This window comes from Tenacibaculum aquaeponti (assembly GCF_057221555.1).
The window spans coordinates 2716547-2735829 of the sequence record NZ_CM170147.1; the positions used below are offsets into that span (position 1 = coordinate 2716547).

Genomic DNA, 19283 nt, shown 5'->3' on the forward strand with positions numbered 1-19283 from the left:
GCGGACGATTTAACAAAATTTAACTGATAAAGATATTTATGGAAGCTAATATCGCTGTAAATTCTGATAATAAAGAGACCTGGAGCGGAGGTGGAGTGAAACCATTTGGCGCTAGTTATGGTAAAATGATGATGTGGTTCTTCATCTTGTCTGATGCTTTAACCTTTTCTGGGTTCTTAGCTGCTTATGGTTTAACACGTTTTAAGTTTATAGATTCATGGCCGATTGCCGATGAAGTATTTACTCACGTTCCTTTTTTCCATGGTAACTACCCAATGTATTATGTTGCATTCATGACATTTATTCTTATTGTGTCTTCTGTAACTATGGTTTTAGCTGTAGATGCAGGGCATAAAATGCAACAAAAGAAAGTAGCACTTTATATGTTTGTTACTATTGTTTTCGGATTAATATTCGTTGGTTCTCAGGCTTGGGAATGGAAAACATTCATTAAAGGTTCTTATGGAGCTGTTAAAACTACAGATAATCATATATTACAATTCGTTAAAGATGGAGAGCAGATCGCTTTAGCTGATTTTGTTCAGGGAGATAGAACTGACGGAAGAGTTCAGCACTCAAGAAAGAACGGATTATGGTTTACTAACGAAGCTACAATTTCTCAATATTCAGTTGCTCAGGTACAAGAAGCGTTTAAAAACGATCCTTCTTTACAAGTTAGAAGTGAAAAAATTGATTTAGCAACTAAGAAGAAAATCATCTTATCTAGAGAAGAAAGTCTTAAACAAATGGCTAAAGTAAAATTAGTTGTTGAAGGTGCGAATTTACGTGATAACGAATACGGTAATCCAATCTTTGCAGATTTCTTTTTCTTTATTACAGGTTTCCACGGTTTCCACGTATTCTCAGGAATTGTAATTAATATCATTATCTTCTTCAATGTTGTTTTAGGAACATACGAAAAAAGAGGACACTACGAAATGGTAGAAAAAGTTGGATTATATTGGCACTTTGTAGATTTAGTTTGGGTATTCGTATTTACATTCTTCTACTTAGTATAATTAATATTTAAAAGTATTTTAAAATGGCAGGTCATTCACACGAGTCAAATAAAAGAATCTGGATAGTTCTAGCTATATTATCTATAATTACAGCAGTAGAAGTAGGTTTAGGTATTGTTAAGCCAGATGCATTACACTTACATGGTCCAGGAACAAGTTGGTTAAACTGGATATTCATTATCCTTACTTTAGCTAAAGCTTATTATATCGCTTGGGCGTTCATGCACTTAGAAGGAGAGAAAAAATGGTTTAGAAGATCTATAGTATGGACAGGAGTTTTCTTAATTTGTTACTTATTATTTATAGTACTATTAGAAGGCGATTATTTATATGATACATTAGCACCATTAATTAAATGGTAATAATATAAAATTGGTGGTTTTAACCACCTTTTTTTTGCTTTAAACTATACATTTTCATGAAGATTAGTAAAAAACATTTAGTTCTTTTCATCCTATTCATAGTTCCTTTATTATTCTATATATATCTTCAAATGGGAACTTATAATTTCGGTAAATTACCTGTGGTTACAAAGGATGTTATAGATGTAAGTAATATTGATAGAAAATTTAAATTCAAAGGAAAAGTCACTGTCGTTAATTTTATTGGTAAGGATACTACAAATAGTAGAGGTGAAATTTTCAATTTGAATGAAAAGATTTATAAGAAATTTTACGGATACACAGATTTTCAATTAATTTCATTTGTAGATGAAGCCTATAAAAGTCAAACAGAAGAACTGGCAAAGAAATTAGGTAAGTATACAAACATGGTTAAATGGAAGTTTTTATACGCTTCTAAAGTTGAGATAGATGCACTCTATGAAAGTTTTCAGACCAATGAAAAACTAGATGCTAATATTCATTCTAAAAAGGCTTTCATAATAGACAAAGAAGTAGCTTTGCGCAGAGGAGAATCTACTATAAAGAAACTTAAAGAAAAGAAACTTTATGGTTATAATATGCAATCTGTAGCTGAATTAAAAAATGATATGTTCGATGATGTTAAAGTTGTTCTAGCAGAATATAGTTTGGCATTAAAGAAGAATAATAGAAGTGAAGATAGAAGAATAAAAAGTATATCAAATGAAGAAAAGTAATTATTCTTATATAGGGATTTCATTTATAATCTTACTATTTGGAATCTACTCAATCCCTAAAATTGTAAAGCATTTTCAAAAACCTGATTTACACAAATTCAATAAAGTACCAAGTTTTGAATTTGTAAATCAAAAAGGAAAAACAATAACCAATAAAGACTATGATGGAAAGGTTTATGTCGTTGAGTTTTTCTTTACTACTTGTCCAACAATATGCCCAATTATGAACAGGAAGATGGTTACAATACAGAATGAGTTCTTAGGGAATCCTAATTTTGGAATTGCATCATTTTCAATTACACCAGATAAAGATACTCCTGAAGTTTTAAAAGAGTATGCAGATAACTATAAGATATCACATGTTAATTGGCATATGTTAACAGGTAAGCCTGTAGATGATGTGTTTAATTTATCAGAAACTGGATTTAAATTACCTGTTGGAGTAGGTGGAGAAGAACATGGAGGTTTTTATCATTCAGGTTTGTTTGCTTTAGTTGATAAAAATGGATTTATACGTTCAAGGTACGACGAACATGGAAATCCAATAATGTATTACAGAGCATTAGAAGAAGAAACATTTCCAGATCAAATTACAGAGTTAAAACAAGACATAAAATTATTATTAAATGAGTAATTTAACTGTTCAAGAAAAGAAGTATAAGAATTTTATTACGATAGTTTCTATTGTAATACCGATAGCCGTAGCAGCACTTTTTAGAATAAAATTATCTAATGTAGAACCATTAAGTTTTTTGCCTCCAATTTATGCAACAATGAATGGAATTACAGCTGTTTTATTAGTCTTTTCAGTTATTGCAATAAAGAAAGGAAATAGAAAAAGACACGAATTGTTAAATACTTTAGCAATAGTTTGTTCAGCATTGTTTTTGGTAATGTATGTTGCTTATCATATGACCTCTGAATCTACACCTTTTGGAGGAGAAGGTTTCGTTAAATACGTTTATTACTTTATATTAATTACTCATATATTATTATCTATTATAATTATCCCTTTTGTGTTATTTACATTTATGAGAGCAAAACTGGGACAATTTCCACAACATAAAAAACTAGCAAAAATTGCTTATCCATTATGGTTATATGTTGCAGTTACTGGAGTAATTATTTATATCATGATTTCACCCTATTATGCTTAAAAGAATTTTATTTTTTTTATTATTGATTTCTTCGCTAGCAAACGCACAATGTGCAATGTGTAAAGCCGTTATTGAAGGAGGTGATGAGTCTGTTGCCGAGGGAGTTAACAATGGAATTACCTATTTGATGGTATTTCCATATTTATTAATTGGATTACTTTTATTCTTCTTATACAGACATAGAAAAAAAACTAGTAATTAATTTCGTTCTTTTTTTGTAACATATTGTTTACTTTGTCGTCATATCGATACTTACTAAATAAACAAAGATTGTGAAGAACAAAAAATTACTACTGTTATTTCCTTTTTTATTAGTTTCTATACTTTCCTATAGTCAAAAAAAATGGACATTAAAAGAGTGTGTAGATCATGCTTTAAAGAATAATATACAGGTTAAAATAAATGAACTTAATGTTCAAGTTGCAGAAAAAGATGTAAAAAGTAATAAAGCTAATTTCTTGCCTTCTGTTAATGCTTCAACAGGTGGAAGCTTAAATTTTGGTTCTACTTTCGATCCTGTATCTAACGACAGGGTATCTACAACTACATTTGGAGGTTCTTTAAGTTTAGGGGTAAGCTACACAGTATTTAATGGTTTTAGAAATTTAAATACATATAAACAAGCTAAATTAGGTGTAGAAAGAAGCAAATTAGACTTGGAAGTTATTGAAAATGATATTGCATTAAGAGTTGTGAATACATATTTAAATGTGTTGTTTGCTAAAGAAAATTTAGAAGTAGCCAGATTTCAAGCAGATATAAGTAAAAAACAAATAGAAGGAGCTCAAGCTCAGTTTGATTCAGGTTCTATTCCTAAAGGAGATTTGTTGAATATTCAATCTACAGCAGCTAATGATGCACAAAATGTAGTAACACAAGAAAATAGTTTAAATATAGCTCTGCTAAATTTATCTCAACTATTACAAGTTAGCTACGAAGGATTTGAAGTTGCAACTATTGAAATAGGTTCTCCTTCTGCGGCATTACTATATAGTAGTTCTAATGAAGTATATCAAAAAGCTTTAAAGAGCAGACCTGAAATTGAAAGAGCTAAGTTGAGTATAGAAAACTCTGAATTTGGAATAGAGATTGCAAAATCAGGTTATTTACCTTCTATTTCTACATCAGCTAATATTGGATCTAATTATGGTTTTAATTTAGATTTACCTCCTGGTTTTTCTAATACAGGATTATTTACTCAGCTAGATAACAACCTTGGTTATGGTTTAGGTTTTAGTATTAATATTCCTGTTTTTAATGGTTTTAGAAATGATGCTAATGTTGAAAGATCTAAAATTCAAAAATTAATTTCTGAAAACAATTTAGAAATTGAAAAATTAAGTTTAAAGCAAACTATAGAGCAAGCATTTTTAGATGCTAAAGCTGCTGCAAAAACTTTTGAAGCTGCAAGTATCTCTTTAGAATCACAAAATGAAGCTTTTAAAAATGCTCAAGCAAGCTATGAATACGGAGCTATGACAAGATTCGATTATGATCAAGTCCGTAATCGTTTAGTAAATGCCGAATCTGCTTTAATTAGAGCTAAATTTGATTATATTTTTAAAACAAAAGTTTTAAAGTTTTATTACGGAGAAAATATTTTAGATTAAAATAAACGACTAACTATACTTATTTTAAGCCTTGCAAATTAATTTGTGAGGTTTTTTTATATATATAATATATTTGCATAAAAATTATATTAATGGCTTTAATTTTAAATATAGAAACATCTACTAAAAACTGTTCCGTTTGTATTTCTAATAAAGGTGAAGTTATAATATCTAAAGAGTTAAATGATGTTGGTTATTCTCATGCAGAAAAATTGCACCCTTTTATTTTAGATGTTGTGAAAAGTTCAGGGGTTTCTATAAATGATTTAGCTGCTATAGCTGTAAGTAAAGGTCCTGGTTCTTACACTGGTTTACGAATCGGGGTTTCAGCAGCAAAAGGGCTTTGTTTTGCTTTAAATAAACCATTAATAAGTATAGGAACATTAAATGCTTTAGCACTTTCTATAGATGTAAAAGAAGATGCTTATATCATTCCAATGTTAGATGCTAGACGTATGGAGGTGTATTCAGCAGTTTTTACTAATTCTAAAGAGCAAGTTAGAGAAGTAAAAGCTGAAATTATAGATGAAGATTCATTTAAAGAATATGCTGATAAGAAAGTTTACTTACTTGGTGATGGAAGTGAAAAATGTAAAGAGGTCTTTAATCATTCTAATTTTGTGTTTGTAGAAGGTAAACATCCTTCTTCAATCCAAATGGCAGAATTAAGTTATATAAAGTACAAAAAAAACGACATCGAAGATGTCGCTTATTTTGAGCCTTTTTATTTAAAAGATTTTATGGTTACTCCACAAAAGAATAGTTATAAAGAATTATAGTACCTTAAAATTCTAAATAAGTCTTTTTTTCTTTTATGTTTTAATTTGTTTTTTTTGGCAAATTCTTTAACCTGATCTTTTTTATCACCCATTATCTTAAAAAAAGCTTTCTTTTTCTTTGGAAGTTTTTTTAATTCACCTTTTCCAAAGTCTAAATAGTAAACATCTTTTATTCTTTTAAACCTTGCAGGTTTAGAATTTTCGTAACTAGATACAGCTTGCTTTTCCTTAAGGAATTTTACTTTTTGTTTAGATAATAAGGTGAAGTTTTTTAAAGGTAATTCTTCCTTATAGTATCCGATAGTTTCTGTTACAGGATCTTTATGAACGCTGTAAGCAATTTTTAAACTACTATTATATACTCTGTTTCCTTCTTTTCTTGGTAACTCGTATGTTTTTGAGTTCGACTTAATTTCAACAACGTCTCTATAAGCATTGTATCTAAAAAGTACTTCATTTGGATATTCATTAATTTTACCTTGGAAAAAATCTTTAACGATATAAGGAGACCCTTCTACTCCTGTATAATCTACATTTTTCCCTTCTTTACTAATTAAATCACTAAAGAATCTACCTCTTGAACTCCCCGAAGAACCTATACTTTGTGCGAAAGTAGTAGTAGTGATTAAAAAAACTAAAACCTTAAGAATGTTTTTTGTCATGATTTTTGTATTTACTCTATTTTTGAATTTCAACCGAATGTGGATAAGGTATTTCAATCCCCGCCTTATCTAATTCAATCTTTGTGTTTTCTATTATATGAAAATATGCATCCCAATAGTCAGAAGATTTAACCCAAGTTCTTGTGATAAAATTTACAGAACTATCAGCTAATTCTCCTACTAATACCACTGGTTCAGGATTTTTTAATGTAAAAGGTGTGTTTTCTATAACAGATAAAAGTACTTTTCTTGTTTGTTTTATATCTGCATCGTAAGAAACACCAAATGTTAAATCAACACGTCTTTTTTCTTCTGATGAATAATTGATAATATTTCCATTAGATAATATTCCATTAGGGATAATTACTTCTTTGTTATCTACTGTATTTAATTTTGTTGTAAAAATCTGTATGTCTTTTACAACTCCTTGTTCTCCTTGAGCTTCGATGTAATCCCCAACTTTAAATGGCCTAAAAATCATAATAAGAGCACCTCCAGCAAAGTTTGATAGTGAACCTTGTAATGCCATACCGATTGCTAAACCAGCTGCAGCAATAATAGCAGCAAAAGAAGTAGTTTCTACTCCAAGTTGACCGGCAACTGTTACTAGTAAAAAGATTTTTAAAGTCCAGTTAACTAAACTTCCTAAAAAACCACGGAGAGATGTATCTATATCTCTTTTTTCCATTAATTTCTTAACTGTTTTAGTTATAATACCTATAACCCATAATCCAATAATTAATAACAATAAGGCTGCTGCTACTTTTGGAGCATATTCAATTAATACATCTTTGAATTTTTCTATGTTTTTTTCCATGTTTTGATTGATTGTTAGTAAGAGCTATTCAATTCAATAGCTTGGTTATCTACATCAATATCTAATATGTTCGCCTTTTTTTTTATGGCATACATGTAGTATAACAGTTAAAAATAAATAACTCCTACCTGATTAATAAAATTTTAAATGTTTTTGGGTTTTAATTAACATAATTACTAATTAAACAAATGAAAAACGCGGTATCAAATACCGCGTTTTATAAAAGTAGTAGCTTTGTTTTTATTTATTTAACCTCAAAGGTTACTTTTAAGTTTACTCTAAATTCAGATACTTCATCATCTTTAACAACAACACTCTGCGATTGAACAAAAGCTGATTTGATGTTTTTTACAGATTTTGATGCTTGATTGATTGCTTTTTTTGTAGCATCTTCCCAGCTTTTTTCAGAGTTAGCTAGAATCTCGATTACTTTCATTACTGCCATAATACAATTTTAATTAATTACTAACACAAATATAAACTTTTTGATAATCAGAATCAAAAAACACTCCAATGTTAAATTAAAGTAAACAAAAGTTTGCTTAATGGTAAATTAATCGTTATATTTGTAATATAAATGTTAATGAATAAATGTTTTAGATATGAAAAAATTTGTAGTTTTAGTTTGCTTCATAGTTATGGGAAGTGCGTTTGCGCAAAATGAAATAAAACCTTTATACGAGAAAGAAGGTGATTTAATTAAAGTAACTCACTTTCATAATAATGGTAATGTTAAAGAGCAAGGTTTTTATAAGGATAAATTATTACACGGTAAATGGGTGATTTATGATGCAAAAGGAGATAAAAAAGTTATGGCTTTTTACGAAAAAGGTAAAAAAGTAGGTAAGTGGTTTATTTGGGATAAAGATGAATTAAAAGAAATAAACTATGAAAATAATTCAATAGCTAGTATACAGTCTTGGAAAGAAAGTACTAAAATAGCTGTAAAGTAAAAACTACTACATAGATATATAAGTAAAAAAGCGAGATCATTAATGATCTCGCTTTTTTACTTATATATAAAAAAATATTATAAACCTCTAGTCCAACCAGCAGTCCAAGTTGGAGCAGCAGCACCGTTACCAGCACCAGTTGCAGTTCCTTCAGTTAAGAAAGATGAACCAGCAGCACCAGTATAATCAGTAACTTGGAAACCAGTAGCGTTATTAGCAAACTGAACATTCGTCATAACCAAATCTCCGTTTTCAATTCTAACACCAGCTTCTGCATCAGTAGACTTAACTTTAACCCCTAAATCAACTGCAGAAATGTAGAAGTTATCGATAGTAAAGTTACCACCACCTTCTTTGTAGAATAAAGCACCTTCAGTTACAGAACCTACAACAGTAATGTTTCTTAGTGTTAAGTTAGTTACAGGAGCAGCATCACCGTTATCTCCGTTGTTAGATGCTTCAACACCAGCTTTAGCACTTCCTGAAATATATACGTTTTCAATTGTTCCATTGTACCCATCAGCAACATCTAATGAATCATCACCAGAATTTGTACAAACTAAGTAGCTTCCGTTTACAGTACCTCCGAAGAATTCGATACCATCATCACCACCTTCGAAAGATTGTACATACTCAACAGTAGTTCCGTTACCAACACCGAATAAAGAAAGTCCGTTAAACTCTTTTGAAGAGTTGAAAGTTGCACCAGTATACTCAATTCTTAAGTAACGAATAGAACCTGAATTATCATTAGTAGTACTTCCACCGTAAGTTAAACCAGCAACTTCAGAAGTGGCTACAGAACCTACGTTTGTTGGAGCTTTACCACATACTACTAGTCCTCCCCAGTCTTTTGGAGCAGGGTTAGAAGAACCAGAAGTCATTACTACTGGGTCAGAAGCAGTACCTTCAACAAAGATTTGACCACCTTGAGCTACAGCAATGTAAGAAGAAGTACCTCCTGTTGCCTTAATAGTAGTACCAGCAGGAATAGTTAATTTACCACCATCTTTTACTACAAAAGAGCTAGTTAATAAGTATTCAACATCAGCATTTAAAGTAACTTCTCCAGTTACTTCACCAGCTAAATTTTCTGAAGTAACACCACTGTTACTTAAACCTCTTGTCCAACCAGCAGTCCAGTCTGGAGCAGCAGCACCATTACCAGCACCTGAAGTTACACCTTGAGAAATGAATGATTGGTTTGCACCAGCATAGTCAGTCATTTCAAATCCTGTTGCATTAGAAGCAAACTGAACATTAGTCATAACTAAATCTCCATTTTCAATTCTAACACCAGCCTCAGCGTCTGTATCTTTTACCTTAACACCTAAATCAACTCCAGATATATAGAAGTTATCAATGTTAAAGTTTCCTCCACCTTCTTTATAGAATAAAGCACCTTCAGTAACAGGACCTACAACTGAAATATTTTTTAAAGTAGCGTTAGTTACAGGAGTAGCATTACCGTTATCTCCATTATTAGAACCTTCGATACCAGCTTTTGCACTTCCTGAGATATACCAGTATTCACCAGTACCAGCCCATCCGTCAGCGAAATCAATTGAATCATCTCCTGAGTTAGTAGCAACTAAATATTTACCATTAACAGTACCTCCGAAGAATTCGATACCATCGTCTCCACCTTCGTAAGATTGTACATATTCAACAGTAGTTCCGTTACCAACACCGAATAAAGAAAGTCCGTTGAATTCTTTAGAAGAGTTGAAAGTAGCACCAGTATATTCGATTCTTAAGTAACGAATAGATCCAGAGTTATCATTAGCTTCAGTACCACCATAAGTTAAACCAGCAACTTCAGAAGTAGCGGTAGAACCTACGTTTGTTGGAGCTTTACCACAAACAACTAATCCCCCCCAATCCTTTGGAGCAGGTGTAGCAGCACCAGAAGTCATAACAACTGGATTGTCTTGATTACCATTTACAAATATTTTACCTCCTTGAGCAACAGCAATGTAAGAAGAAGTACCTCCTGTAGCCTCAATTTTTGTTCCAGCAGGAATGTTTAAAACTCCTCCGTTTTGGATAACGTAAGCACCAGTTAACTTATAAGTTACACTAGCATTTAAAGTAACTTCACTAGTTACGTCTCCAGATAAATTAGCACTAGTACATGGTTGACATGAAGAACCCCCACAGTCAACTCCAGTTTCGTCACCATTTTGAATTCCATCAGAACAAGAAGCAGTCTGAACAGGATCATCGTCTCCACATGATACAACGAAAGCTAAAGTAGCAACCATCATCATTAGGCTAAAAAATTGTCTTTTCATTTTTTTTTAAATTTATAATTTTATATAGAATTTCCAATGCTACAAATGAAATAACCCAAGATTAATTTAATGTTTTACAAAAATTAATCTTGGGTTATTGGATTGTAAATAAAATGTTATGTGTATTTAGAACTTATATGATAGAGAGAAATTAAGATTTACACCTCTTCTAAAAGATAAAATAGTAACATCTTGGTTGTCTTGGAACCTTTCGATACTTGGGTTTAATAAGTTTTTAGCAGAAATACCAATACTCATATTTTCATTTATTGCAGACTTTAAGATCAAATCTAAAGTCCCATAGCCTTTATCTACCAAGTTTCCTTTTCCTTCAGTTCCTAAAGCGAAAATTCTATCTGTAAAATAATTGAAAACTATAGTAGATTGTATATTCATACCATTTCTAAAATCTTTTAAATATGTAAAGTCAGTATTTAATAAGAAGTCAGAAGCTCCAGCAAAACCATCTTCTTCAAAAGAAAAGTCCACACTATTTCCAGGATTTTCTCTGATTACTTTTTCTTTATCTAACTCTTGATTGTGCATCATGTATGAACCATTAAATCCAAAAGTTAATTTATTATTTAATGTTTTGTCGTTAGTTTCAGTTTCGAAATTGAAAAGTTTTTTTCTTAATTCTAATTCGACACCATAGGCAATACCCCAGTCACCAGTGTTTGCATAACTAATATCATTAGAAGCAGAGTTAATTCTTACTTCATTAATTGGATTTGCAATATACTTACCAAATAAACCTGCTGAGATAATTTCTTCTTTTTCAGGATAGAATTCCCACTTGAAATCAACATTATAATTATCTGAAGAATATAAGTTAGGATTACCTAAAGAATTATTTACGATATCTTCAAATAAGAAAGGAGCTCTTTCTTTAAATTGAGGTAATGTATATGTTTTACTAGCAGCAAACTTTAAATTGTTTTTGTCGTTTAAAGTATATTTTAAAGAAACAGATGGTAAAATTTGAGTTTCATCTAATTCACTTTGTCCATTTAGGATAGAAGTGTTATAAAATAAAGATTGACTGATTTTTTCTCCTCTTATACCAAAAATACCAGTGAATTTATCAGAAAATTTATATTCAAACTGTGCATAAGCAGCATTAATATTTTGCTTACCACCATAAGTTTGTGGTAAAAGCACATCTATAGTACTACCTAATCCTCCTCTAAATGTTCTAATGGTAAATAAACCTGCATTAAAGTTATCTTGATTGAAATAGCTATCTAAATTATAAACATCGTTAATGATAGGTTGTGTTACAGTTCTTAAAGTAATAGCAAAGTTGAATTGAGTTGCGTCAAAATCAACATCTTTAAATCTTCCACTATAACCTAATTTTAATTTAGCTCTGTTAATGTCGTCTGCATCTTTGGCAAACTTGTATGTAATACTAGAATTTGCAGCAATTTCTTCTTCTTCAAGGTCAGAGAAGAATCTATGGTTATCAGAATCATTACTGATTAATAAGAAAGACTTTGGTCCGTTAGGTTCGTCATTTCTATTAGGTAAAACAGTAGTTTGTTTTCTGTCTGGAACGTTGTTTTTGTTAAAGTTATACGAAGCTCCCCAATCAAATTCGATATTTTCTCCGAATTTATGATCTCCTAATAATTGGTGAACAAACAATGTGTTTTGCACATAAGTTTGTCTTTGTATAACAGCACCACCTTCTGGAGCATTATCAAAAATATCATAGATACCTTGGTAATCGTCATGACTATTACTAGAATTATTTACCATTAAACCGTTATACTTGAACTCATGAGATTTATACTTTAAACGTAAGTTACCCATTGCTGTAGTATTCGTGTTATATGAATAAGATTCTCTTGTTAAATCTCTACGCGCTACACCAGAAACGTTTACATCTGCTCTTGTAACTCCTTGTTGATATGTAAAGTCGTTATTGAAAGAACCAACAGCAAAGAAACTTAATCTTGTATTGTCAGATAAATCAAAAGAATCTCCTCCTTTAATTGCAATTGAAGTATTTACTGGAGCATTTCCTTCTTGTCTATCCCAGCTAGTTGTAAAATTGTAATTGTTTAATGGAAATGCAGGATAGTTAGTTTTATAAAAACCAAAACTATTAGGACCATCTGAACCATAAAAAGTTTTATTATTAGCTACAGTATTAATTCCTGAACCTAAGCTGATTTCAGCAAATCCTTTTCCTTTATATACTTTTGAAGAAATATCAACATTAGCACCTGCAAAATCACCGTAATTACTAAGTGCGTAAGTTTTGTCAATACCGATATATTCAACAATATCAGTAGAAAAAATACTTAAGTCGATATTCTTTTTAGAAGGATCGTTAGATGGTAAAGGTAACCCGTTAAGAGTTGTTACATTATAACGATCTCCTAAACCTCTTACGAATACAGTTCCTGAACCTTCTTCTTTGGATACACCAGTAGTTTTAGTAACAGCTGTAGCAACATCGCTTACACCTTTTCTTGCAAGTTCTTGATTTCCTATTTTTTGTTGGATAACAACTGCTTTTTTTTGCTCTAATAAAAGGGCACTTTCTTTTTCTCGACTTACAGTTGTATTAATTTGAACTTCTTCTAATTGCTCCCCACCACTAGAACCAAGTTCTTGATTAATCACTAAAGTTTTTCCAGATATTATAGTAATTGGTTTTTCAATAGTTTGATAACCAACAAAACTAAAAACTAATGTATGGTTTCCAGCTGGTACAGATATGGTATATTTTCCATCTAAATCTGTAGTTCCTCCAATAGAAGTACCTTTAATAAAAACATTAGCAAAAGGTAAAGTATCGCCATTCATTTCTTTATCAGTAACAGTCCCCGTAACTGTACCTTTATCTTGTGCACCGACCATTTGACACAGATAAACTAAAGCAACTAATAAAATTTTTTTCATTTTTACGTATTCTAAAATCAATTGCAAAAGTCTACTGAAAGTGTAAACAAAAGGTTACATATAAATTAATGTTACATTATTAGAATGTTTATTTTATGTTAAGTAAAGGAATAATAAAAGTTAAGCCAAATAAAACAGCTACTTTTAGGTTGAAGAAGTAGCTGTTTGTTTATTAGTGGTTTATGTGCTTTAATAAGCTAATCGTTAATGAATTTTATTCCAAAGAAATATGTTCTAGGTCTAGAAGGACCGTATACATAATTAGCATCTCTATTAACACCTTGATCAAAATCTTGTTGATAACTGTCAAAAATATTTTGGATACCTGCACTAATTTGAATCTTTGAATGTTCGTGTTTATCAAGTGAAATACTATAAGATGACCTGAAGTTTAATTCAAAAAAGTCAGAAGTTTTCTCTAGTTTATCTTCAGTAGTAAATCCTGCTAAATGTGGAACGTACATACTTCCTGTATAAATACCAGAGATATTATTTTGAAACTTTTTAGTTGGAGCGTATGTAATTATGAAGTTTCCGTATACATTAGGAGACTTGAAAAATTTATCTGCATTTTCTAAAGATATATTAGGATCATCAGACCAAGCAACGGGTGAATTAAACTTACCTTGTTGAACGGTTCCTCCGGTTTGAATGATCCATTTTTCATTAGGAGCGTACTTAGTTTCTAGATTTACACCAAAAACATTAGCATTATCTCCATTTCTTTTTTCCCAAATAACATCAGTTAATTGTTCTAAAATAAAAGGGTTAACAAGGTTGGTGTAGAAGCCTTCAAGTGTAAAAGAAAATTCACCTTTTTCTAAATTTTTATTCCAATCTAAAGAAGCAGTGAAACTATGAGAAGTTTCAGAAACTAAATTGTCACGATTTACTCTAACAGTTAATACTTCACCAGCTGCAATTTGAGCATGTAAGTCTTCAGTAAAAACTTGTGGTGCTCTAAAACCTTTTGCGTAAGAAGCTCTTAATCTAAGGTTATCATTAGCAAAATACATAACATTTAATCTAGGATTCCAAACAATATTTTCTTCGGTTAAATTATGAATATCTGCGCGTATTCCCCCTAAAACTTTCCATTTCTTATTAATTGTCCATTCTTGCTGTGCATAAATACCATAAGTTCTTAAAATTTGGTTCACAAAAGCATTAAACCCTGGTTTTTCATCAATCATATGATCATATTTATACTCGATTCCTCCAGTAAAGTTTCCTTTCCCTCCTAAGAAAGAGTTAAATTTATGTCCGTACTGAGCGCCTAAAACCCATGTTTCATCTTTTGATTCACCAAAACCAATAACTTGACCGTTTTGAGCAATTAAATCTTCGTCTCCGCCATAATAATTGTTATTTGACGATAATGAAGAAGAAACATAAGATGAAAAATTTTGCTTACCATCATTAAAAGAAGTTTCATAAGTAAGTCCTCCAGAAAGAACTTTTGAATCAATTTGTTCGGCAACATCACTTTTAAAAGGTTGTAAACTTAGTTTGTTTCCTCCTCTTCTAAATTCGTTAGTACTGTTAAATTCCGCTGTTAATCTTTCTGTTTCAGAAGTTCTTAGGTATCCTTTAAAACCAAAAGTTTGTGTTTCTAATTTTGTGATTTCAGTAAAAGAATCGCCATCATAATCAAAAGGATTTCTATTTCGGTACATTCCAAAATATGTTAAACCAGCAGTAGCTTCATCATTAACTACAGTTCCGTTTAAGGTTGTCGCTAGATCTAACTTTTCACCTTTAATTATTGATATATTTTGTCCAACTTGAAAAGTGTTTTCGACAGGGTCTTTAGTTATAATATTTATTGTACCCGCAATTGCGTTAGCACCATAAAGCGCAGAGCCACCACCACGAACAACTTCAATACGTTCAATTATATTTGTAGGAATTTGATCTAAGCCATAAACACCATTTAAAGCACTAAAAATCGGTTTACTGTCTACTAATATTTGTGAATAAGCACCGTCTAATCCATTAATACGAACTTGTGAGAAACCGCAATTTTGACAATTTGTCTCCATTCTCAAACCAGGTTGAAAATTCAAGCCTTCTGACAGGCTTACAGCTTGAGTAGCTTCTAATAATTTTGAATCGGTAACAGTAACTATAACAGGTGCAACTTTTCTGTTTAAATATGAACGAGTAGCACTAACTACAACTTGATCTAAACCTAATAAGTCTTCTTCTAAACTAATGTTTAAGATTTGATTTTCTGTTGAAGTAATATTTTTTTCTATTGTTTTGAATCCGATATTTTGAAAAACTAAAACATGGTTTTTAGATGTTAATTTAATTGTATAATCCCCATTTTCATTTGTTATAGTACCAATGGATGTATCTTTTATATATATAGAAACATTCTGGATAGGTTGATTTTTAAAAGAGACTTTTCCAGAGATAGTTTGTGCTTGAATTGTAATTCCAAGTAGTAAGAATATAATGTGATAAATAGATTTCATTTTACCTTTTCTAAAATTTATTTTGATGCAAATATAAACTAATTTTTAGACTTGCCTAAAAATTGAATTTCACTAATATAAATTTTGTATGTTTGCAAAAGGAAAAAATTAGTTATGTTTTCACAGTCCGAAGAAAATTATATTAAAACAATTTACCACTTAAGTATAGGTTTTGATGGAGGTATAAGTACAAATGCTATTGCAAAGCAATTAAATACTAAAGCATCTTCTGTAACAGATATGGTTAAAAAGTTGTCAGAAAAAGAAGTTGTAGTGTATAAGAAATATCAAGGTGTTACTTTAACTGATTTAGGAAAAAAAGTAGCGGCTAGCATTATTAGAAAACATCGTTTATGGGAGGTGTTTTTAGTACAGAAACTAAATTTTTCTTGGGATGAAATTCATGAAGTTGCAGAGCAATTAGAACATATCAAGTCTCCAAAGCTAATTTCTGAATTAGACGCATTTCTTGGGCATCCAAAGCAAGATCCGCATGGAGATCCTATTCCTGATGCTGAAGGAAATATTCATCAAATAGAAAAAAAACTATTATCAGTGTTAACTGAAGGAGAAGAAGGTGTTTGTGTTGGTGTTGATGATACGTCATCTGATTTTTTGAAGTTTTTAGATAAGCAAGGAATAGGTTTAGGAAATAGTATTAGAATAGTAGAAATAGAGCCTTTTGATGGTTCTTTCGTTATAGAAGTCAATGGGAAAGTGCTTACCATCTCAAATAAAATAGCAAGTAATTTATACATACAAAAAAGATGAGTTTTTTTGATCAACTAGTTAATTTCGCTAAAGAGCATCCAATACAGGGAGCGTTATATGCTTCATTGTTTACTTGGGGGTTAACAGCGTTAGGTGCTGCGTTAGTTTTCTTTTTCAAAAAATTGAACAGAGCAGTTTTAGATGGAATGTTAGGTTTTACGGGTGGAGTAATGGTAGCTGCAAGTTTTTGGAGTTTATTATCACCAGCAATAGATAATAGTCCGGGAGAAGGCTTTGTAAAAGTTATTCCTTCTGCAATTGGTTTTGCTTTAGGAGCATTAGCTTTATTTGGAATGGATAAATGGTTGCCACACTTACATATCAATTTTAAAGAAGATGAAGCTGAAGGTGTAAAAACGAATTGGCATAAAACTACATTATTAGTTTTAGCAATTACGTTACATAACATACCTGAAGGTTTAGCTGTTGGGGTTTTATTTGGAGCTGCATCTACATTGGTAGGAGTAGAGCAAACTGAAATGATTATTGCTGCTATTTCTTTAGCGATTGGTATTGGTATTCAAAATTTTCCTGAGGGATTTGCAGTAGCAATGCCTTTAAGAAGACAAGGTGTAAGTCGTAGAAAAAGTTTTTGGTACGGACAATTATCTGCCATAGTAGAACCTTTTGCAGCTGTGTTAGGAGCATTAGCAGTTTCTTTCTTTACACCAATTTTACCTTATGCTTTAGCTTTTGCAGCAGGAGCAATGATTTTCGTTGTTGTAGAAGAAGTAATTCCAGAAACACAAAGAGATAAATACACAGATATAGCTACGTTAGGTTTTATAGGTGGATTTATCGTAATGATGTCTTTAGATGTTGGTTTAGGGTAAAAAAGAATATGCTTATCCATAATGTGCAATAATAAACAAACGTCAACCTAAACTTGTTTCAGGTTCTCATCATAAATCCTTGTTTATTAAAATTATGTGATTCCGAAATGAATTCGGAATGACGCTTAAGCATCAAATATGATTTATAACGGATATTCAAAAAAAGAATAACACTTTATATAAAAAACGAAAAAAGACGCTAATTTTTTAGTGTCTCTTTTGATTTATACAGTAAGTTTTAAATGTTATAATCGTTTTAATAATTCCTCTGTTGAAATTACTTCAGCAAATTCTTCATTCAAATTCGCTAATGTGGTTTGATGAATAGTTTCAGCAGAGAAAACTTCACCGTTGATTCCTTTTCTATCAAAAGTTGCTGTTGCATCAGAAATTAAAAAGGTATTAAAACCTAAGTTTCCAGACATTCTTGTTGTCGTAGAAATACAATGATTTGTAGTTAGTCCAACAATTACAACAGTATTGATATTATTTTCTTCTAAAATCTCCTTTAGATTTGTTCCTATAAAAGCACTGTTTACGTTCTTAACAATTACAGGTTCGTTTGGTAAAGGTTTAATTTCATCACAAAGTTCGAAACCAGGATGCGATTCATGTAATAAAGATTTCGGATCTTGAGAACTATGCATAATGTGATATACAGGTAATTCAGCAGCTCTCCATTTTTCTAAAATCTCTTCGCATTTTTTTTCAGCATCTTTATTGTTTCTATTTCCGCCCCAATAATCTTCGTCTTCAAATCCTTTTTGAATATCAATAAGTAGTAAAGCGGTGTTTAAATCTTTTAAGCTCATAAGTAATTAGTTAGAAAAATCAATAATAGATTGTCTTTCTGTGTTTAAAGTAAGTTTTGTGATATCTGGTCTAGAATAATGTCCAACACAATCAAAATTATGACGTTCTTCTAATACTTTCTGAAAATCAATTTCTCCAGTAAAAAGTCCTTCTTTTCCTGTAGCTGGCGGAATTACCCATTCTCCATCTGGACCAGCAATACAAGATCCTCCGTTTGCTAAAACTTCTGGAGCATTTTTTACAACAACATCGTAGTTAGGTGTATCTTTCGGAAAATCTTCAATACTCATAAATCCGCTAACAGAAACTACGAACGATCTACTTTCTTTAGCGATAAATTTCGTGATATCGAAAGTGTTTCTTTCTGCACCAGGCCAAACGGCAACATGTAAATTTTCACCTTGAGCATATAAAGCAGTTCTTGGTAATGGCATCCAGTTTTCCCAACAATTTAAACCACCAACTGTAAAGTCTTTTAATGGGTGAACTTGTAATCCGTGTCCGTCTCCAGGAGACCAAGTTAGTCGTTCTTCGTATGTAGGTTGTAATTTTCTGTGAACAGATTTAATTTCTCCTAATTCATTAATGTAAACTAGTGAGCAATATAAGCTGTGATTTCCTCTGTTAGCAGCTCTTTCAATAATACCTAAATAAATAGCGATTGATTTTTCTTTAGCGATTTTGCAGATATCATCTAAATCGCCTTTTTCAATCTGAACAGAATTCTTAATATAATGAGCATGTATCTCTTTTTGGATTTGCGAATTGAATTCAGAACCATTAGTTATCGATAACCAAAACGGATATCCAGGTAATAATCCTTCACCAAATATCACAAGATCACAATTTTCATTTGCAGCCTTCAGTATATAAGATTTCACTTTGTCAATGGTCTTTTCTTTGTTCAGCCATACAGGAGAAATTTGCGCCATTCCAATTTTTAAGATACTGCTCATTATAGTTGTTTAGGTTTGTTTGTTACACGAATATATTCAAAAATGAGATGAGAATTTTAAAATGAAAACGGATTTAACAAATTGTTGTAAAATGTAGAGTTTGCAACAATATTGGTGATTTACAAGT

19 protein-coding genes are annotated in these 19283 nt (G+C 31.1%); 11 read left to right on the top strand and 8 right to left on the bottom strand.

Going from position 1 to position 19283, the window contains the following annotated elements; all coding sequences use genetic code 11:
* Positions 1 to 38: 38 nt before the first annotated feature.
* From AC2TEO_RS12240 to tsaB, 8 genes are all read left to right on the top strand, one after another.
* Positions 39 to 1019, top strand: coding sequence for a cytochrome c oxidase subunit 3 (locus AC2TEO_RS12240; RefSeq protein ID WP_442265099.1), 981 nt, complete (start codon positions 39 to 41; stop codon positions 1017 to 1019).
* Positions 1020 to 1042: 23 nt separating this feature from the next.
* A complete protein-coding gene (locus AC2TEO_RS12245; protein WP_442265100.1) occupies positions 1043 to 1381 on the top strand; it encodes a cytochrome C oxidase subunit IV family protein in 339 nt (112 codons plus the stop codon).
* A 56-nt stretch (positions 1382 to 1437) separates the two neighbouring features.
* Positions 1438 to 2118, top strand: a complete 681-nt coding sequence (locus AC2TEO_RS12250; RefSeq protein WP_442265101.1) for a hypothetical protein — start codon at positions 1438 to 1440, stop codon at positions 2116 to 2118.
* A complete protein-coding gene (locus tag AC2TEO_RS12255; RefSeq protein ID WP_442265102.1) occupies positions 2105 to 2752 on the top strand; it encodes an SCO family protein in 648 nt (215 codons plus the stop codon). Before AC2TEO_RS12250 ends, AC2TEO_RS12255 begins: the two co-directional genes overlap by 14 nt.
* Positions 2745 to 3275, top strand: a complete 531-nt coding sequence (locus AC2TEO_RS12260; RefSeq protein ID WP_442265103.1) for a DUF420 domain-containing protein — start codon at positions 2745 to 2747, stop codon at positions 3273 to 3275. Before AC2TEO_RS12255 ends, AC2TEO_RS12260 begins: the two co-directional genes overlap by 8 nt.
* Positions 3268 to 3477: a CAMCR motif-containing small membrane protein gene (locus tag AC2TEO_RS12265; protein WP_527252139.1), complete on the top strand. Its 210-nt coding sequence runs from the start codon at positions 3268 to 3270 to the stop codon at positions 3475 to 3477. The genes AC2TEO_RS12260 and AC2TEO_RS12265 overlap by 8 nt, the downstream gene beginning before the upstream one ends.
* Positions 3478 to 3547: 70 nt before the next feature.
* Complete coding sequence (locus AC2TEO_RS12270) at positions 3548 to 4885, top strand: TolC family protein (protein ID WP_442265105.1); 1338 nt, start codon at positions 3548 to 3550, stop codon at positions 4883 to 4885.
* Positions 4886 to 4977: 92 nt separating this feature from the next.
* Positions 4978 to 5664 (top strand): tRNA (adenosine(37)-N6)-threonylcarbamoyltransferase complex dimerization subunit type 1 TsaB, encoded by a 687-nt coding sequence (gene tsaB, locus AC2TEO_RS12275; protein ID WP_442265106.1) that lies wholly within the window; start codon positions 4978 to 4980, stop codon positions 5662 to 5664.
* On the opposite strand, the gene AC2TEO_RS12280 is transcribed toward tsaB, so the two are convergent.
* The 3 genes from AC2TEO_RS12280 to AC2TEO_RS12290 all read right to left on the bottom strand — a co-directional run bounded on the left by AC2TEO_RS12280 (position 5649) and on the right by AC2TEO_RS12290 (position 7588).
* Positions 5649 to 6326, bottom strand: a complete 678-nt coding sequence (locus tag AC2TEO_RS12280; RefSeq protein WP_442265107.1) for a hypothetical protein — start codon at positions 6324 to 6326, stop codon at positions 5649 to 5651. The genes tsaB and AC2TEO_RS12280 overlap by 16 nt on opposite strands.
* Before the next feature lie 16 nt (positions 6327 to 6342).
* The gene (locus tag AC2TEO_RS12285) at positions 6343 to 7143 is read right to left on the bottom strand and encodes a mechanosensitive ion channel family protein (RefSeq protein WP_442265108.1); all 801 of its coding nucleotides are present in this window, start codon (positions 7141 to 7143) and stop codon (positions 6343 to 6345) included.
* A 244-nt stretch (positions 7144 to 7387) separates the two neighbouring features.
* On the bottom strand, positions 7388 to 7588 hold the full coding sequence (locus AC2TEO_RS12290) for a dodecin family protein (RefSeq protein ID WP_442265109.1): 201 nt from the start codon (positions 7586 to 7588) through the stop codon (positions 7388 to 7390).
* A gap of 157 nt (positions 7589 to 7745) precedes the next feature.
* Here AC2TEO_RS12290 and AC2TEO_RS12295 point away from each other — a divergent pair, with 157 nt between their 5' ends.
* The gene (locus AC2TEO_RS12295; protein WP_442265110.1) at positions 7746 to 8096 is read left to right on the top strand and encodes a toxin-antitoxin system YwqK family antitoxin; all 351 of its coding nucleotides are present in this window, start codon (positions 7746 to 7748) and stop codon (positions 8094 to 8096) included.
* Positions 8097 to 8173: 77 nt separating this feature from the next.
* Here AC2TEO_RS12295 and AC2TEO_RS12300 read toward each other — a convergent pair whose 3' ends face one another.
* The 3 genes from AC2TEO_RS12300 to AC2TEO_RS12310 all read right to left on the bottom strand — a co-directional run bounded on the left by AC2TEO_RS12300 (position 8174) and on the right by AC2TEO_RS12310 (position 15783).
* Complete coding sequence (locus tag AC2TEO_RS12300) at positions 8174 to 10390, bottom strand: beta-helix domain-containing protein (protein WP_442265111.1); 2217 nt, start codon at positions 10388 to 10390, stop codon at positions 8174 to 8176.
* Between the two features lie 126 nt (positions 10391 to 10516).
* Complete coding sequence (locus AC2TEO_RS12305) at positions 10517 to 13303, bottom strand: TonB-dependent receptor (protein WP_442265112.1); 2787 nt, start codon at positions 13301 to 13303, stop codon at positions 10517 to 10519.
* 197 nt (positions 13304 to 13500) lie between these two features.
* On the bottom strand, positions 13501 to 15783 hold the full coding sequence (locus AC2TEO_RS12310; RefSeq protein WP_442265113.1) for a TonB-dependent receptor: 2283 nt from the start codon (positions 15781 to 15783) through the stop codon (positions 13501 to 13503).
* A 114-nt stretch (positions 15784 to 15897) separates the two neighbouring features.
* On the opposite strand from AC2TEO_RS12310, the gene AC2TEO_RS12315 reads away from it, so the two are divergent.
* Complete coding sequence (locus AC2TEO_RS12315) at positions 15898 to 16554, top strand: metal-dependent transcriptional regulator (RefSeq protein ID WP_442265114.1); 657 nt, start codon at positions 15898 to 15900, stop codon at positions 16552 to 16554.
* The gene (locus tag AC2TEO_RS12320; RefSeq protein WP_095074666.1) at positions 16551 to 17387 is read left to right on the top strand and encodes a ZIP family metal transporter; all 837 of its coding nucleotides are present in this window, start codon (positions 16551 to 16553) and stop codon (positions 17385 to 17387) included. Before AC2TEO_RS12315 ends, AC2TEO_RS12320 begins: the two co-directional genes overlap by 4 nt.
* 245 nt (positions 17388 to 17632) lie before the next feature.
* Here AC2TEO_RS12320 and AC2TEO_RS12325 read toward each other — a convergent pair whose 3' ends face one another.
* Both AC2TEO_RS12325 and AC2TEO_RS12330 read right to left on the bottom strand, forming a co-directional pair.
* Positions 17633 to 18199, bottom strand: a complete 567-nt coding sequence (locus tag AC2TEO_RS12325) for a cysteine hydrolase family protein (protein ID WP_442265115.1) — start codon at positions 18197 to 18199, stop codon at positions 17633 to 17635.
* Between the two features lie 6 nt (positions 18200 to 18205).
* The gene (locus AC2TEO_RS12330) at positions 18206 to 19156 is read right to left on the bottom strand and encodes a carbon-nitrogen hydrolase family protein (protein WP_442265116.1); all 951 of its coding nucleotides are present in this window, start codon (positions 19154 to 19156) and stop codon (positions 18206 to 18208) included.
* Positions 19157 to 19283: the final 127 nt, after the last annotated feature.